At 71.2% G+C, this 14,476-nt stretch carries 19 protein-coding genes; 7 read left to right on the top strand and 12 right to left on the bottom strand.

Features of this window, described 5'->3' with window-relative positions; all coding sequences use genetic code 11:
- Nucleotides 1-55: 55 nt before the first annotated feature.
- On the top strand, nt 56-1,675 hold the full coding sequence (gene groL, locus ACYF6T_RS12425) for a chaperonin GroEL (RefSeq protein WP_461695921.1): 1,620 nt from the start codon (nt 56-58) through the stop codon (nt 1,673-1,675).
- Between the two features lie 142 nt (nt 1,676-1,817).
- Here the strand turns inward: groL and ACYF6T_RS12430 are convergent, their stop codons facing one another.
- Both ACYF6T_RS12430 and ACYF6T_RS12435 read right to left on the bottom strand, forming a co-directional pair.
- Nucleotides 1,818-2,171 (bottom strand): hypothetical protein, encoded by a 354-nt coding sequence (locus ACYF6T_RS12430; RefSeq protein ID WP_461695922.1) that lies wholly within the window; start codon nt 2,169-2,171, stop codon nt 1,818-1,820.
- 59 nt (nt 2,172-2,230) lie between these two features.
- Entirely contained in the window at nt 2,231-2,872 is a 642-nt protein-coding gene (locus ACYF6T_RS12435) for a maleylpyruvate isomerase family mycothiol-dependent enzyme (protein WP_461695924.1), read from the bottom strand.
- A gap of 70 nt (nt 2,873-2,942) precedes the next feature.
- Here ACYF6T_RS12435 and ACYF6T_RS12440 point away from each other — a divergent pair, with 70 nt between their 5' ends.
- Nucleotides 2,943-3,386 carry a MarR family winged helix-turn-helix transcriptional regulator gene (locus ACYF6T_RS12440; protein WP_461695925.1) on the top strand — a complete coding sequence of 148 codons (444 nt, stop codon included), beginning with the start codon at nt 2,943-2,945 and terminating at the stop codon, nt 3,384-3,386.
- Nucleotides 3,387-3,492: 106 nt separating this feature from the next.
- Here the strand turns inward: ACYF6T_RS12440 and ACYF6T_RS12445 are convergent, their stop codons facing one another.
- From ACYF6T_RS12445 to ACYF6T_RS12470, 6 genes are all read right to left on the bottom strand, one after another.
- Entirely contained in the window at nt 3,493-3,900 is a 408-nt protein-coding gene (locus ACYF6T_RS12445) for a hypothetical protein (protein WP_461695926.1), read from the bottom strand.
- A complete protein-coding gene (locus tag ACYF6T_RS12450; protein WP_461695927.1) occupies nt 3,893-4,561 on the bottom strand; it encodes a Type 1 glutamine amidotransferase-like domain-containing protein in 669 nt (222 codons plus the stop codon). Before ACYF6T_RS12450 ends, ACYF6T_RS12445 begins: the two co-directional genes overlap by 8 nt.
- A 58-nt stretch (nt 4,562-4,619) precedes the next feature.
- Nucleotides 4,620-5,411, bottom strand: coding sequence for a MerR family transcriptional regulator (locus ACYF6T_RS12455; protein WP_461695929.1), 792 nt, complete (start codon nt 5,409-5,411; stop codon nt 4,620-4,622).
- A 15-nt stretch (nt 5,412-5,426) separates the two neighbouring features.
- Nucleotides 5,427-6,188: an ABC transporter permease gene (locus ACYF6T_RS12460; RefSeq protein ID WP_461695930.1), complete on the bottom strand. Its 762-nt coding sequence runs from the start codon at nt 6,186-6,188 to the stop codon at nt 5,427-5,429.
- A 9-nt stretch (nt 6,189-6,197) separates the two neighbouring features.
- Nucleotides 6,198-6,995 (bottom strand): ABC transporter ATP-binding protein, encoded by a 798-nt coding sequence (locus ACYF6T_RS12465; RefSeq protein ID WP_461695931.1) that lies wholly within the window; start codon nt 6,993-6,995, stop codon nt 6,198-6,200.
- Nucleotides 6,996-7,126: 131 nt separating this feature from the next.
- A complete protein-coding gene (locus ACYF6T_RS12470; protein ID WP_461695932.1) occupies nt 7,127-7,852 on the bottom strand; it encodes a dienelactone hydrolase family protein in 726 nt (241 codons plus the stop codon).
- A gap of 242 nt (nt 7,853-8,094) precedes the next feature.
- Here ACYF6T_RS12470 and ACYF6T_RS12475 point away from each other — a divergent pair, with 242 nt between their 5' ends.
- Nucleotides 8,095-8,847: an aminoglycoside phosphotransferase family protein gene (locus ACYF6T_RS12475; RefSeq protein WP_461695933.1), complete on the top strand. Its 753-nt coding sequence runs from the start codon at nt 8,095-8,097 to the stop codon at nt 8,845-8,847.
- Between the two features lie 25 nt (nt 8,848-8,872).
- On the opposite strand, the gene ACYF6T_RS12480 is transcribed toward ACYF6T_RS12475, so the two are convergent.
- Entirely contained in the window at nt 8,873-9,427 is a 555-nt protein-coding gene (locus tag ACYF6T_RS12480; RefSeq protein WP_461695934.1) for a hypothetical protein, read from the bottom strand.
- Nucleotides 9,428-9,739: 312 nt separating this feature from the next.
- Here ACYF6T_RS12480 and ACYF6T_RS12485 point away from each other — a divergent pair, with 312 nt between their 5' ends.
- Nucleotides 9,740-10,348 (top strand): class I SAM-dependent methyltransferase, encoded by a 609-nt coding sequence (locus tag ACYF6T_RS12485; protein WP_461695935.1) that lies wholly within the window; start codon nt 9,740-9,742, stop codon nt 10,346-10,348.
- An 85-nt stretch (nt 10,349-10,433) separates the two neighbouring features.
- Here ACYF6T_RS12485 and ACYF6T_RS12490 read toward each other — a convergent pair whose 3' ends face one another.
- Nucleotides 10,434-10,847, bottom strand: coding sequence for an arsenate reductase ArsC (locus ACYF6T_RS12490; RefSeq protein WP_461695936.1), 414 nt, complete (start codon nt 10,845-10,847; stop codon nt 10,434-10,436).
- 64 nt (nt 10,848-10,911) lie between these two features.
- On the opposite strand from ACYF6T_RS12490, the gene ACYF6T_RS12495 reads away from it, so the two are divergent.
- Together ACYF6T_RS12495 and ACYF6T_RS12500 are read left to right on the top strand one after the other, a co-directional pair.
- Complete coding sequence (locus tag ACYF6T_RS12495; RefSeq protein WP_461695937.1) at nt 10,912-11,220, top strand: ArsR/SmtB family transcription factor; 309 nt, start codon at nt 10,912-10,914, stop codon at nt 11,218-11,220.
- A gap of 44 nt (nt 11,221-11,264) precedes the next feature.
- Nucleotides 11,265-12,053 carry an aquaporin gene (locus ACYF6T_RS12500; protein WP_461695939.1) on the top strand — a complete coding sequence of 263 codons (789 nt, stop codon included), beginning with the start codon at nt 11,265-11,267 and terminating at the stop codon, nt 12,051-12,053.
- A gap of 34 nt (nt 12,054-12,087) precedes the next feature.
- Here ACYF6T_RS12500 and ACYF6T_RS12505 read toward each other — a convergent pair whose 3' ends face one another.
- Complete coding sequence (locus ACYF6T_RS12505) at nt 12,088-12,465, bottom strand: ArsR/SmtB family transcription factor (protein ID WP_461695940.1); 378 nt, start codon at nt 12,463-12,465, stop codon at nt 12,088-12,090.
- 153 nt (nt 12,466-12,618) lie between these two features.
- On the opposite strand from ACYF6T_RS12505, the gene ACYF6T_RS12510 reads away from it, so the two are divergent.
- Nucleotides 12,619-13,998, top strand: coding sequence for an FAD-dependent oxidoreductase (locus tag ACYF6T_RS12510; RefSeq protein WP_461695942.1), 1,380 nt, complete (start codon nt 12,619-12,621; stop codon nt 13,996-13,998).
- A 63-nt stretch (nt 13,999-14,061) separates the two neighbouring features.
- On the opposite strand, the gene ACYF6T_RS12515 is transcribed toward ACYF6T_RS12510, so the two are convergent.
- On the bottom strand, nt 14,062-14,466 hold the full coding sequence (locus ACYF6T_RS12515; RefSeq protein ID WP_461695943.1) for a DUF302 domain-containing protein: 405 nt from the start codon (nt 14,464-14,466) through the stop codon (nt 14,062-14,064).
- Between the last annotated feature and the right edge of the window lie 10 nt (nt 14,467-14,476).

Below are 14,476 nucleotides of genomic sequence, written 5' to 3' on the forward strand. Positions count from 1 at the left end.
GTCACCCCGGTCCGCCGCTGCCGACTCAGTGATCGTTGCGGAGGAAGCTGTACCGATGACTGCCAAGATCATCGCCTACGAGGAGGAGGCGCGCCGCGCTCTGGAGCGTGGCATGAACCAGCTCGCGGACGCCGTGAAGGTGACGCTCGGCCCCAAGGGCCGCAACGTCGTCCTGGACAAGAAGTGGGGCGCCCCCACGATCACCAACGACGGTGTCTCCATCGCCAAGGAGATCGAGCTGGAGGACCCGTACGAGAAGATCGGCGCCGAGCTGGTCAAGGAAGTCGCCAAGAAGACGGACGACGTCGCCGGTGACGGTACGACCACCGCGACCGTTCTCGCCCAGGCCCTGGTCCGGGAGGGCCTGCGCAACGTGGCCGCCGGCGCCAACCCGATGGCCCTCAAGCGCGGCATCGAGAAGGCCGTCGAGGCCGTCTCCGCCGCCGTGCTGGAACAGGCCAAGGAGCTGGAGACCAAGGAGGAGATCGCCTCCACCGCCGCCGTGTCCGCGGGCGGCGACCGGATGATCGGCGAACTGATCGCCGAGGCCATGGACAAGGTCGGCAAGGAAGGCGTCATCACCGTCGAGGAGTCCAACACCTTCGGTCTGGAGCTGGAGCTCACCGAGGGCATGCGCTTCGACAAGGGCTACATCTCGCCCTACTTCGTCACCGACCCCGAACGGATGGAAGCGGTCCTGGAGGACCCGTACATCCTGCTGGTCGGCTCCAAGGTGAGCGCGGTCAAGGACCTGCTGCCTCCGGTGGAACAGGTGATGAAGGAGGGCAGGCCGCTGCTGATCATCGCCGAGGACGTGGAAGGCGAGGCCCTGGCCACCCTGGTCGTCAACAAGATCCGCGGCACCTTCAAGTCCGTCGCCGTCAAGGCCCCGGGCTTCGGCGACCGCCGCAAGGCCATGTTGCAGGACATGGCGGTCCTCACCGGCGCCACGGTCGTCTCCGACGAAGTGGGCCTGAAGCTGGAGAACGTCGGACTGGACCTGCTGGGCCGCGCCCGCAAGGTGGTCGTCACCAAGGACGACACCACCATCGTCGAGGGCGCCGGGGACGGCAGCGCCGTCGAGGGACGCGTCAAGCAGATCCGCGCCGAGATCGAGAACAGCGACTCCGACTACGACCGCGAGAAGCTGCAGGAGCGCCTGGCGAAGCTCGCCGGCGGTGTCGCGGTCATCAAGGCCGGTGCCGCCACCGAGGTGGAGCTCAAGGAGCGCAAGCACCGCATCGAGGACGCCGTGCGCAACGCCAAGGCGGCCGTCGAGGAGGGCATCGTCGCCGGTGGTGGCGTGGCCCTGCTCCAGGCATCCGAGAAGGCGTTCGAGAAGCTGGAGGTGGACGAGGAGGAGCGCACCGGTGTGGAGATGGTCCGCCGTGCGCTGACCGCCCCGTTGCAGCAGATCGCCCGCAACGCCGGCCTGGAGGGCGGCGTCGTGGTGGAGAAGGTCCGTACGCTGCCGGTCGGCCACGGCCTGAACGCGGCGACCGGAGAGTACGTGGACATGCTGGCCGCGGGCATCATCGACCCGGCGAAGGTGACCCGCTCCGCGCTGCAGAACGCCGCGTCCATCGCCGCCCTGTTCCTCACCACCGAGGCTGTCATCGCCGAAAAGCCGGAGGAGAAGGAAGCGGCGCCCGCGGGACCCGGCGCCGAGCTGTAGTCCGTCGGTTCCGGCCGCCCTTCGGCCCGGCGAAGGCGGAGGGGCGGCCGTGCCGATGCGGCGTCGGACAGGTGTCGGGCTGGTGCCGGAGTGCCAGTCAGGTGAGCGGTGGTCCGCCGGCTCCTGGAGCCGGCTACCGGTTTCAGGGCTGCCGGGCCGGGGCCGGGCGGACCGTGGGTGCCAGCATCGTGACGGCGACGGCCGTACCGGTGATGAGGACCGCGACGGCGATCCGGGTCCAGCCGGGCGCGTCCGTGGTGAAGAACACCGGGAGGCCGAGGAGAGCCGAGATCACCCGCGAGCCGACGACGATCCGCAGGGCGCGGACGTCGCCCCGGCCGGCGGACCGGTAGCAGGCCAGGGTCACCGCGCCGAGGACCGCGCCGGTGAGGGTGATGCCGGGCGGCGGTCCGGAGTGCTGCCACAGGCCGACGAGGCCGGCCAGGTCGAGCACGGCCAGAACCGCGCACAGGGTCATGCCGATGGTGCGACGCATCAGGTGCTCCGTCTCTCGCGCGAGCGGATGTCTCGGCGGTGTGCGTGTACGGACTCGTCTCAGCGGTGTGCGTGTACGGACTTGAGCCGGTCGGCGCCGGCGCCCCGCAGGGTGTCCAGGCAGGCGGTGCGCCCGGTCGAGAGCAGCAGCAGGGACAGGGCGGGCCCGGCGATCTCCGGGCCGTCGCCGACGGCCCAGTCGGTGTCGGTCGCCCGCAGGGCGAAGCCGGCCAGCCTGCGTTCGGCGTGGAACGGCCAGCCCATCGCCCAGACCCGCTGCAGGGCCTCGCGGCTGTGTTCGGGCGGGACGGGAAGGCGTCGGGCGAGGGGCAGGGCGATGTCCTGGCCGTGGACGATCGCGTCGAACAGCGCGTTGCGGGTGTCCAGCACCCTGGCCGTGCGCCGGGTGCCGGCGTGCGCGCGGATCGCGGCGACCAGGTCCGCGGGATCGCGGGAACCGTGACGGCGGGCCAGCACCGTGTTGATCCGGTCGGGGCTGAACCGGGCGCGCGGTGCGACCGCGACCATGTCCCAGGTGGTGATGGTGGGAACCAGGGCGAGGTGTCCGGCCACGTCCCGCACACGCCAGCCACGGCACAGCGACTGCTGTTCCCATTCGGCCGGGGTGAGCTCTTCCAGCAGGTCGGCGATCCGCAGACGGGTTGCGCGGACAGCGGACCAGTACGGGTCCGAGTCGTCCATGACGGCCTCCAATAGTCCGAATCTCGGACTACATTAGTACGAGGTTCGGACCTTCTGCAATGATGGCGGCATGACCGACGACGCCGACGACGAGCTGAACCTGGGCCTGCTGATGTTCATCCCGTACCGCTTCATGGAGTCGGCCGTGATGGCCGCCCTGAAGTCCGCCGGGCACGACATCTCGCTCACCCAGGCACGGGTCTTCCAGCGGATCGGCCCCGAAGGCTCGCGCCTGGCCGAGCTGGCCGAGGCGTCACAGGTCAGCAAGCAGACCATCGGCTCGATCGTCGACCAGCTCGAACGCGCCGGCTACGTCCGACGCCTGCCCGACCCGCGCGACGCACGAGCGCGGCTGGTCACCATCACCGCCAAGGGCCACGACCTGATCGACCTGAGCCTGCCCGTCGTCCGCGACATCCAGCGACAATGGACGGCCCACCTGGGCCCCGAGCGCACCCGGCACCTGAGACAGGCACTGGAGGCGCTACGGGAGATCACCGATCCCCACCGCTGACCGCGACCGCCGGCGAAAAGCCGAGGTCTGCACACCGGCCCGTGGCCTGCAGGCCGGCGGACGATCCCGCGCCAACCAGTCGGCATCGTCCGCCGCTGTGCTCCGGTCAGCCGCCGCCTCCCTTGAGCGGCCGGTCCTCCACCGTGCCGTTCGCCAGGGCTGTGTAGGCATAGCACTCGGCCCAGGACGAGGCGGCGACCTGTGCGACAAGGACTGCCCGGTGGCCATCGCGGTCGACCGAGCGCAGCCGCACGCGTCCCAGCGCCTCGGCGATCTCGCGGTCGGTGAGCGTGCCGTCGGCGTCGGCGCTCTGCAGGCGGGTGCGCAGTCGCTCCGCCGCGGCGGACACGGCGGCCCGCGCGGCGCGGTCCTGGTCCTGCTGGTTGTCCTGCACGGACTGGAAGAACCAGACCACCACTCCCGCCGCGAGCAGCACGCAGAGCAGCGCGAGCGCGCCGAGGCAGCCGGCCACCCGGTTGCCTCGGCGTGGTTCGACGGGAGTCACCTCAGCCATCCAGGAACTCCCAGCGTCCTTCGGAGACGACCTCGACGCCGTCGGCGGTCACCTTGATGGCCGTCTCAGCGTCGATGGCGTACGCCGGGTGCCCCACCTCGGCGGCCCACCGTCGCGCTTCGGCCATGGTGTTCTGGGGGCGGCCCGGGGTGTCGAGGTGGGGGAAGACGCAGAAGTCGACGACTCCCAGCGCGCTGTCGTCACCGGTGGGCGGGGCCCAGCCGACGAAGTCCTTGCCGACGCGGGGCGTGAGCACCAGGCTCCCGGCACTGAGCCCCACGTAGACCGTGTCGTCCAACGACGGCAGGACGTCGGCCAGTCCGGACTCCCGCATCCAGTGGCACAGGTACAGCGCGTCGCCGCCGTTCACCAGCAGGGCGTCCGCCGCTCGGACCCAGGAGACCCAGAGATCCTTGTCGATGCCGGGCAGAGCGGTGAGTTCCAGCACGCCCACCGACTTCCAGCCCAACCCGGTCATGGGGCTGGGGGAGTTCCCGCTGACGAAACGCCACGGGCCGTCCGGATCTGCGTACGGGCCCCCGTACCCGGCGGTGGGGACGCAGAGGGCGCGGGCATCCGCGATCGGTTTGCCCAGGAGCTCGACCAGCGCCGCCCGGATGCTCGCGTTCCGGACGCCGGAGTCGGTGAGGAGGAGTTTCATGACGGCCCCGTACGGTCGGTGGGTATGTCGCCTGGCACTGCGGTCCCGTGACGTGCCGTCACGTCGGCGACCTCTTGGTGTCGAGTCTGTCGGAAGGCACTCGTTCGATACGGGTCCAACCCTTCCAGCCCCGCTCCTCCAGGATCGCCACCACCCGCCTGGCGCCCGGTGACGACTCGACCATGGCCGAGTCCAGCAGCGCGACGAACTGATCGTCGAAGCCGTCGCCGCCCACCTCGCCGGCCTCCACGGCACGCACCATCAGACGCTCCACGATGTCGGCGATCTCGACGATCCTGGGATCGTCCGCCGGCCAGTCCAGCGCCTCTCTCAAGAAGCCGTAGAGCTTCAGCATGTCGGGATCGTCCAGCTCCTCGTGCTTCCTGGCGATCACGGCGTCGATCAGGTGCGGGACCTGGGCGGCGACCATGATCCAGGCATCCCGCTCCATCTCGACGTACCGCTCCTGGACGCCGAGACCGCGCAACCGGTCGAGGTAGTCCACGACGCTCCGCGGGAGCACCAGGCGCTCCCCGGCGGCGAGTTGGGCGAGCCGTTCGCGGGTGTCCCGCAGTCGGCGGATCCTGGCCCGCAGGTCCTTGTCGATCTCCCGGACGCCGTCGGCGAACTCCTCCGGGCCGGCGTCGAGGAGTCGCTGCACCCGGGCCAGCGGCACGCCGGCATCCGTCAGAGTGCGGATCCGGATGAGTCGCACGACGGCGGCGGCGTCGTAGATCCGGTATCCGGACTGGTCCCGTCCGGGCTCCGGCAACAGGCCGACCTTGTGGTAGTGGCGAACCGCCCGCACCGTCACCCCGGCGTACGCCGCGAGCTGGCTGATGGTGAGCATGGCTCTCAGACTGCCTCAGACGATCTTCCGGCGGAAGGCGGCCATCGCGAAGACGTACGCCACGACGCTGATGCCGACGCACCAGGCGAGGGCGGTCCAGATGGCGTCGCCGACCGGCCGTTGGGCGAACAGGGCGCGGATCGTGTCGACGATGGAGGTCACCGGCTGGTGCTCGGCGAAGGCGCGCACCGGGCCCGGCATGGTCCGCGTGGGCACGAACGCCGAGCTGAGGAACGGCAGGAAGACGAGCGGGTAGGCGAACGCGCCCGCGCCCTCGACCGAGCTCGCGGAGAGCCCGGGTATCACGGCGATCCAGGTCAGGGCCAGCGTGAACAGGAACAGGATGCCGGCGACGGCGAGCCATGCCGGCACCCCTGCCCCCGTGCGGAAGCCCATGAGCAGCGCGACGCCGACCACGATCACGAGCGAGAGCAGGTTGGCGAGCAGAGAAGTGCACACGTGTGCCCACAGGACCCCCGACCGCGTGATCGGCATCGACAGGAAGCGCTCGAAGATCCCGCTCTTCAGGTCGGTGAACAGTCGGTAGGCGGTGTACGAGATGCCCGAGGCGATGGTGATGAGCAGGATGCCGGGCAGCATGTAGTTCACGTACGACACCGGCCCCGTGTCGATCGCCCCGCCGAACACGTAGACGAACATGAGCATCATCGCGACCGGCGTGAGGACGGTCGTGATGATCGTGTCGATGCTGCGGGTGACATGGCGCAGGGTCCGCCCTGTCAGCACAGCGGTGTCACCGAGGAAAGTCGCGGTCATGGCTGCCTCTCAGGTGTTCGTGTGGGTGGCGTCGCTCCTGTCGGGGCTGCCGGTGATCGCGAGGAAGATCTCCTCCAGGGTCGGCTGCTTCTCGACGTACTCGACCGTGGCGGGCGGGAAGAGCCGCTTCAGCTCGGTCAGGGTGCCGTGGGCGATGATCCGGCCGTTGTGGAGGATCGCGATCCGGTCGGCGAGCTGTTCGGCCTCCTCCAGGTACTGCGTGGTGAGCAGCACCGTCGTGCCGTGCCCGGCGAGCTTCCTGACGGCATGCCACACCTCGATACGTGCCGTGGGGTCGAGCCCGGCCGTCGGCTCGTCGAGGAAGATCACCGGCGGGTTCCCGATGAGGCTCATCGCGATGTCCAGACGGCGGCGCATCCCACCCGAGTACGTGGACACCTTCCGCGTGCCGGCATCAGTGAGCGAGAACCGCCTCAGCAACTCGTCCGCGATCGCGCCTGGGTTGCCGAGACGGCGCAGCCTGGCGACGAGTACGAGGTTCTCCCGACCGGTGAGGATCTCGTCGACGGCCGCGAACTGCCCGGTGAGGCTGATGCGCTGCCGTACGTCCGCCGGCTGCGTGGCGACGTCGAAGCCGTGGACGCCGGCCGTCCCCGCGTCGGCCGTGAGCAGCGTGGCGAGGATCCTCACGAGCGTGGTCTTGCCCGCCCCGTTGGAGCCGAGCAGGGCGAGGATGCTGCCCCGCGCCACGTCGAGGTCCACGCCGCGCAGCACGTCGAGCCCGCCGTACGACTTCTCCAGCCCCCGCACGACGATCGCCGGATGGGCAGTCGATCGGGCCACCATGGACATCCGCCTCCTTCACGGTGCCTTCCAGCCGACTGCCGGAAGCTCCCGCCGGAAGGATGCAGGGTTGACCCGGCGTCAGGGTCAAGCCGGCCCGCACAACGCCGTACGGGCCGGCCGGCCTGTCGCTCTTACTTCAGATGCCGGTCGAGGAACCGGCACCCGTCCTCCAACTCGAACCACGGGGTGCCGGTGTGCCCGCCCAGATTGGCGTGCAGCGTCTTCTCCTTGCTGCCGAAGGCGTCGAACAGGTCCAGGGCCCGTTGACGGGGATTGCCTTCGTCGTCCCACTGCAGCAGGAACAGCAGCGGAATGGTGACCTGCCGGGCCTCTTCGCGCTGGGCACGCGGAACATAACCCCCGGCGAAGAAGCCGGCGGCCGCGATACGTGGCTCGACCACCGCCAACCGGATGCCGAGGGCGGCCCACCCCCCGGAGTATCCGACCGGGCCGCCGATCTCGGGCAGCTCCAGCAGGGCGTCCAGAGTGGTCTGCCACTCCGGGACCGCGTTCTCGACCAGGGGGCCGATGAAGGACTCGTAGATGTCGTCGACCGGCTCGCCGGCCCGCATCGCCCGCCGGAGGTCGGCACGGGCCTGTTCGTCGGCGGCGGAACGGGGCCGGTCACCGCATCCGGCGGCGTCGATGGTGGCCACCGCGTAGCCGCGGGCCGCGGTGTGGCGGGCCCGGGCCACCAACCGGGAATCCGCCTTGGGCAGGCCGTTGTTGTGGGCCATCAGGACCAGCGGGGCCGGTGTGGAGGCAGGCGGCGTCCACAGGGTGCCGGGGATGTCGCCGAGGGTGAACTCGCGTTGTACGACGCCGTCTTCGAGGTGCTGTCGGGTGGTGAATCGCATGGTCGTGCCTTTCGGGAGTGCGCTTGAACGGCGCTCCCGGACGACCTATCGCCCGACCGTGACCCCGGAGGAGAGCACCCACGTCGATACTGTGTTCACGGGTACCACCTCCTCGTTCTCTCGCACGGCCGCCAGGAAAGTAGCAGGGGCCGCCGTGGTTCGCCAAACGGTTTTTTCTGCGGGGGCTCTGCGGCGATAAACCCGGTGCGTGGGCGCCCCCCGTCCCGAGAGAGTGGTCGCCCATGGACGAGGTCGAAGTCGTCGTGGCCCATTCCGAGCGCGCGACTCTGCGCGTCGGCGAGGTGTTTCTGAAGGTGGACGCCGATCAGGCGCGTATCGACGCCGAGGTGAAGTCGATGGCCCTGGCGCCGGTCCCGCCCCCTGAGGTCCTGTGGCGCAGGCCGCCCGTGCTCGCGCTCGCCGCGGTGCCGGGGACGGCGCTCGGCCGCCTCGGCGAGCCCTCGACCGCGTCGCCGGCGGCGTGGGCCGCGGCGGGCGCCGCCGTGCGCATGCTGCACGACGCGCCGTTGCCGCCCTGGCCTGGTCGAGGCGGCCGGAGCCGCGACGAGCTGACGGCGGAACTCGACGACGAGTGCGAGTGGCTGGTGACCGACGGCGGACTGCCCGCCGACCTGGTCGCCCGCAACCGGCAGGTCGCCGAGGCGGCGCTGCGGCCGTGGACGCCGGTGTTCACGCACGGCGACCTGCAGATCACCCACGTGTTCGTCGACGGCGACGAGATCACGGGCATCATCGACTGGTCGGAGGCGGGGCAGGGCGATGCCCTCTTCGACCTCGCCACGTTGACGCTCGGGCACGAGGAACACCTCGACGACGTCGTCGCCGGTTACGGCGTCGACGTCGGCGTCGACCTTGACGTCATCCGCGCGTGGTGGTCGCTGCGCAGCCTGCTGGCGATCCGCTGGCTGGTCCAGCACGGCTTCGACGCGTTCGCGCCGGGCTGCGAGGTCGACGTACTGAGAGCCCGGATGTGAGGCTGCGCGGGTCCGCTCGCGGGTCTCAGCCGGCGGGTGCGGCCGACCCGGGAACCTCGGTGCTCGTCGAGGGCGGCACGGACGGGCCTCCGGCCGCCGTGGGCAGGGGCTCCGAGGACTCCTCCGACTGCTGCGAGGCCGTGTCCCCGTCGTCCCCGTACGTCTCACTCGTGGAGCCGGCGGACAACTGGGACAGCGCTCCCACCAGTGCGACGACGGCGACGATCGTCCCCAGCACGCGTGCCCCACGGCGGCGCCTGCCCCGCTGGTCCAGCTCGTGCCAGGCCGGACCGGGGCGCAGGTCCTCCGGCTGCCACAGTTCGCCGACCGCTTCCACCGCCACGGCGTCGCGGTCCCCGCCGCCGGGGCGCCACTCGGAGGGGCGCTGCACAGCGGGCACGTCGAGCGCGCGGAGCCTTGCCAGAGCCGCCCGCTCCCGCGCCGACGGCTCCCTCGGGGCGCTGCCGAGGATGCTGCTGTCGCTGTCTTCGAGGAACCGCTGCCACACCTGGTCCGGGACGGGCGAAGCACCGTCCTCGTCGAAATGCTCCCCGCTGCTGCCTGGTTGCCGTTCGGCCACTGTTCCCCCGTCCACGCACATGGGTGCCGAGCACGGACACCTGCTCGGTCGCGAGGTATCGAATGTACGTCCTCCACCTTGCGGATCGCTGTCCTGCACCCGCGGTTGGCGACCGGCGCCGGAGGAGATGAGGCCTACGCCAGGAAGGCCGCCAGGGCGAGGCCCCGGCTGACCTGCCGCCGCAGGTGAAGCGCCGCAAGACCGGTGGAGTCGGCGGAGCTTGTGCCCGTACCGTCCGCGGGGTGACTTACCAAATCCGGGCACGATCAGTGCGGCCGAGAGGTCTACCAGGACTGGGCGCCGCGCTATGACGTGCTGGACGCGGCCTGCGGCACCGGCCGTCACACCGCCTACCTGCGGGACCTGGGCCACCACGTGATCGGCGTCGACGCTTCACCGGACATGCTCGCGCAGGCCCGCAAGCACCTGCCGGACGTCGACCTCCACGAGGCCGATCTGCACCGGCTGCCTGTCGCGGACAACACGGTGGACACCGTCGTCTGCACGCTCGCCCTGCCACACGCCCCCGAACCGGTCCCCGTGCCGGCGGAGTTCGCACGCGTCCTGCGGCCCGGTGGAAACCTCGTCATCTCGGATGCCCATCTGCTGGTGTCCTACCTCCGGCCGACCCTGGCCCGCCGCCCCGGCCCGGACGGCCTCCCCTCCCTCCTCGCCGAGTACCACCGCCCGCTCAGCGCCTCCCTCGCGGCAGCCCTCCCGCTGGGCTTGCAGGTCCGGCACTGCGAGGAACCCCGCCGCCCGCACCGCCTCACCAACCCCGGCACCGCACCGGACCCACTCCCGACCCACTCGTCCTGGGACCTGCTGCACTGGTGTCCGGAAGCGTCGGCCGCGGCGCTGGACGATTCGCCGGTCGTGGTCGTCTGGCACTTCCCACTCGAAGACGCCCGCAAGGGCTGAGGCACCGGACCGCGCCGCGCGGGATGCGGCACGCCACCGGTCGACGCGTGTTGCGCCACGCCACCGGTCGAGTCGGGCGCCGCGCTCAGGCCCGGGGAGCCGGCGCGATCTCGTTGATCAGGTTCTCGACCAGCACCCTGATCTCGTCGCGGATCGGGCGTACGGCCTCGACGCCCCGGCCCGCCGGGTCCTCCAGCTGCCAGTCCAGGTACCGCTTGCCGGGGAAGACCGGGCAGCTGTCGCCGCAGCCCATGGTGATGCAGACGTCCGACTCCCTCACCGCGTCCACGGTGAGCATCTTCGGGACCTCGGCGGAGATGTCGATACCGACCTCGGCCATGGCCTCGACGGCGGCCGGGTTGACGCGGGCACCCGGGTCCGAGCCGGCCGAACGGACCTCGACGCGGTCTCCGGCCAGGTGGGTCAGCCATGCGGCGGCCATCTGGGAGCGGCCGGCGTTGTGGACGCAGACGAAGAGCACGGAGGGCTTGTCGGACATCGCAGGTCTCTCTCCCTCTCGCGCCGGTCGGGATCGCGCCGGACCGATGTGACAGTATCAGCGCATGCTGACGTCAGTCGACACTGATCTGATCCGGGTGCTGGCCGACCCGCTCCGGCTCCGGATCGTCACCCTCCTCGCCCGAGAGACGCTGTGCACCACCCACCTCGTCGAGGAGACCGGTGCGAAGCAGACCAACCTCTCCAACCACCTGAGAGTGCTGCGTGAGGCCGGGGTCGTGGAGACGGAGCCGTGCGGACGGTTCACCTACTACAAGCTGCGCGCGGACGTGATCGCCGCGCTCGCCGGGCAGTTCGCCGAGCTGGCCGAGTCCGCCCGGACGGCCGCCGGCAACAAGCGGTCGTGCCCCTGAACCCTCGCCGCCGTCCACCCGCCCGTCGACCGAGGAGTCCCCTGTTGACCGCCACGCACGAGTCCGCCGCCGCGTCGGCCCTGCCCCCGGACGCGTCCGGCCGACCCGCCGGCGAGCCGCAGCCCGCTCCGGGCGCCACCGCGCCCGGCAGGCCGCTGGCGGCCCGCGCCGCGGCCGAACTCATCGGCACCGCGGGCCTGGTGGCGGTGGTGATCGGCTCGGGCATCCAGGCGACCGAGCTGAGCAACGACATCGGAGTGCAGCTGCTCGCCAACTCCCTCGCCACCGTCTTCGGTCTCGGTGTCCTGATCCTCCTGTTCGGCCCGGTCTCCGGCGCCCACTTCAACCCCGTCGTCACCCTGACCCAGTGGTGGACGGGCAGGCGCGGTGGCGCCGGGATGACGATCCGCGAGGCGGTCGTCTACGTCCCCGCGCAGATCATCGGTGCGATAGCGGGCGCCATCCTGGCCGACGCCATGTTCGGCAAGCCCCTGGTGCAGTGGTCCACGCACGACCGCTCGTCCGGGCACCTGCTGCTCGGCGAGGTCGTCGCCACCGCCGGCCTGATCCTGCTGATCTTCGGCCTGGCCCGCACCGACCAGTCGCGCCACGCCCCGGTGGCCGTCGCCTCGTACATCGGCGCCGCGTACTGGTTCACCTCCTCGACGTCCTTCGCGAACCCCGCCGTGACCATCGGCCGTACCTTCAGCGACACCTTCGCGGGCATCGCGCCGGGCTCCCTGGCGGGCTTCGTCGGCATGCAACTCATCGGCGCAGTGGCGGGTCTGGCCCTGGCAGCCCTCCTCTTCACCCCCGCCCGCTCGGCGCGATGACCGCACGCGCCGGCCAGCCTGCCCACGCGTGCGCTCAGGCCGCAGCCGGCGCGACGGCCAACAGCCTGCCCATCGCGGCCAGTACCGACGGCTCCACCCGGTAGTACACCCACGTGCCGCGCCGCTGCGAGGTGAGCAGTCCGGCGTCCTTGAGCTTCTTGAGGTGGTGGGAGACGGTCGGCTGGGAGACGCCGACGTCGGAGATGTCGCAGACGCACGCCTCGCCGCCCTCGTGCGAGGCCACCGCCGAGAACAGGCGCAGCCGGACCGGATCGCCGAGCGCCTTGAACATCCGCGCGGCCGTCTCGGCCTCCTCCGCGGTGAACGGACGCTCGGTCAGCGGCGGGCAGCACGGCGCCAAGTCCCCCGACGCCTCGGATCCGAGCAGCGGCAGCACCTTCGTATTCGACATGCATCTATGTTGACATACGTCGAACCAGGTGGGCCCGTGGTGATCCATCTGTGCCCCCTTGATTTGGCGGATGTCTATGTTGACGTCTATCGATACAGGTGCCATTCTCGGTTGCGCAGGATATCGACGAACATCGAATCAGAGGGGGCTCTCGTGGCCTTGCCCATCAACAGCCAGCCCGCCGGCGACCACCTGCCCGTCGTGGTCATCGGTGCCGGTCCCATCGGCCTGGCCGCCGCAGCCCACCTCGTCGAGCGTGGACTGCAGCCGCTCGTCCTGGAAGCCGGCCCGTCCGCCGGCACCGCCGTCCGCGCATGGGCGCACGTCCGGCTGTTCTCGCCGTGGGCCGAGGTCACCGACCCCGCCGCCGAGAAGCTCCTGGCCCCCACCGGATGGTCCCGCCCCGACGGCGCGACCTATCCCACCGGCGGCGACTGGGCCGAGCGCTACCTCCAGCCGCTCGCCGACCTCCTCGGCGACAAGGTCCGCTACGGCACTACGGTGACGGGCGTCGCCCGCGCCGGCCGTGACCGTATCGTCGACGCCGGCCGCGAGGAGCAGCCCTTCAGCGTCCACCTCCGAACGGCCGACGGCCGCGAGGAGCGCCTCGCAGCGCGCGCCGTCATCGACGCCTCCGGCACCTGGGCCCTCCCCGGCCCGATGGGCGCCGACGGCCTGCCCGCCCTCGGCGAGAAGGCGGCGGGCGAGCACATCTCCTACCGGGTCCCGGATCTCAAGGACCCCACTATCCGGGCCCGTTACGCGGGCAGGCGCACCGCCGTCATCGGCTCCGGCGCCTCCGCGTTCACCGCGCTGGCCCATCTCGCCGACCTGGCCGAGGACGAGCCGGGCACGCACACGACTTGGATTCTGCGCCGCGGCCTCGGTGCGGACACCTTCGGCGGTGGCGAAGCCGACCAGCTCCCCGCCCGCGGGGCCCTGGGCCTGCGGGCGAAGGCCGCCGTCGAGGCCGGCCACGCCGGCGCGGTCACCGGCTTCCGCGTCCGCGCCGTGGACCAGGACGGCGAACAACTCGTCCTCGTCGCCGAGGACGGCCGTCGCCTGGACTCCGTCGACGAGGTCATCGTGCTCACCGGTTTCCGCCCCGACCTGTCCTTCCTCTCCGAGGTCCGCCTCGGTCTCGACGCACGCCTCCAGGCCCCGACCGCGCTGGCGCCGCTCATCGATCCGAACGTGCACTCCTGCGGCACGGTCTACCCGCATGGGGTCAACGAGCTCTCCCATCCGGAGAAGGACGTCTACCTGGTGGGCATGAAGTCCTACGGCCGTGCTCCGACGTTCCTCGCCATGACCGGCTACGAGCAGGTCCGCTCCGTCGCCGCGGCGCTCGCCGGGGACCGCGAGGCCGCCGAACGCGTCGAACTGACCCTGCCCGAGACCGGCGTGTGCGGTGGCGCGGGCCTGTACGACGACCCGGGCGCCGTCCAGAGCAGTGCAGGCGGGGGGTGCTGCGCGGCTCCGGCCACCCTCCAGATCGCCGTCGGCGCCCCCAGTGCGTCGGGCGGCTGCTGACCTGGCGCCGGCGTGCTTGTGCGTTCAGCTGCCGACCTGGGGTCCGCCATTCGACTCGTGTGCTCAGCCTTCTGTTCCGGCTGCCGTGAGGGCGGCGAGGGCCGCGTCGAGGCGGCGGGTGGCCTCCTCGGCGACCGGGCGCAGGGCGTCGAGTTCGGTGAGGGCGACCATCGTGTTCGGGTCGAGGGCCTGTACGACGGTGTGGTCGCCCTCGCGGCGGACGACGACGTTGCAGGGCAGCAGCAGGCCGATGGAGCGGTCGGTCTCCAGGGCGCGGTGGGCGAGGGGCGGGTTGCAGGCGCCGAGGATGGCGTAGTCCTCCATGTCGTGGTCGAGCTTGGCCTTGAGGGTGGCGGTGACGTCGATCTCGGTGAGGATGCCGAAGCCCTGTTCCGCGAGGGCGGCGCGGGTGCGGGCAAGAGCGGTGGCGAAGTCGGTGTCGAGGCGGACGGTGCGGTCGTAGCGCATGGGTATGGGC

The organism is Streptomyces sp. 7R007, assembly GCF_054850255.1.

Bases quoted from the DNA above. Each gene is read 5' to 3' on its own strand.
- groL (WP_461695921.1), top strand. From the start codon at position 56: ATGACTGCCAAGATCATCGCCTACGAGGAGGAGGCGCGCCGCGCTCTG.
- ACYF6T_RS12430 (WP_461695922.1), bottom strand. From the start codon at position 2,171: ATGCGTCGCACCATCGGCATGACCCTGTGCGCGGTTCTGGCCGTGCTC.
- ACYF6T_RS12435 (WP_461695924.1), bottom strand. From the start codon at position 2,872: ATGGACGACTCGGACCCGTACTGGTCCGCTGTCCGCGCAACCCGTCTG.
- ACYF6T_RS12440 (WP_461695925.1), top strand. From the start codon at position 2,943: ATGACCGACGACGCCGACGACGAGCTGAACCTGGGCCTGCTGATGTTC.
- ACYF6T_RS12445 (WP_461695926.1), bottom strand. From the start codon at position 3,900: ATGGCTGAGGTGACTCCCGTCGAACCACGCCGAGGCAACCGGGTGGCC.
- ACYF6T_RS12450 (WP_461695927.1), bottom strand. From the start codon at position 4,561: ATGAAACTCCTCCTCACCGACTCCGGCGTCCGGAACGCGAGCATCCGG.
- ACYF6T_RS12455 (WP_461695929.1), bottom strand. From the start codon at position 5,411: ATGCTCACCATCAGCCAGCTCGCGGCGTACGCCGGGGTGACGGTGCGG.
- ACYF6T_RS12460 (WP_461695930.1), bottom strand. From the start codon at position 6,188: ATGACCGCGACTTTCCTCGGTGACACCGCTGTGCTGACAGGGCGGACC.
- ACYF6T_RS12465 (WP_461695931.1), bottom strand. From the start codon at position 6,995: ATGGTGGCCCGATCGACTGCCCATCCGGCGATCGTCGTGCGGGGGCTG.
- ACYF6T_RS12470 (WP_461695932.1), bottom strand. From the start codon at position 7,852: ATGCGATTCACCACCCGACAGCACCTCGAAGACGGCGTCGTACAACGC.
- ACYF6T_RS12475 (WP_461695933.1), top strand. From the start codon at position 8,095: ATGGACGAGGTCGAAGTCGTCGTGGCCCATTCCGAGCGCGCGACTCTG.
- ACYF6T_RS12490 (WP_461695936.1), bottom strand. From the start codon at position 10,847: ATGTCCGACAAGCCCTCCGTGCTCTTCGTCTGCGTCCACAACGCCGGC.
- ACYF6T_RS12495 (WP_461695937.1), top strand. From the start codon at position 10,912: ATGCTGACGTCAGTCGACACTGATCTGATCCGGGTGCTGGCCGACCCG.
- ACYF6T_RS12505 (WP_461695940.1), bottom strand. From the start codon at position 12,465: ATGTCGAATACGAAGGTGCTGCCGCTGCTCGGATCCGAGGCGTCGGGG.
- ACYF6T_RS12515 (WP_461695943.1), bottom strand. From the start codon at position 14,466: ATGCGCTACGACCGCACCGTCCGCCTCGACACCGACTTCGCCACCGCT.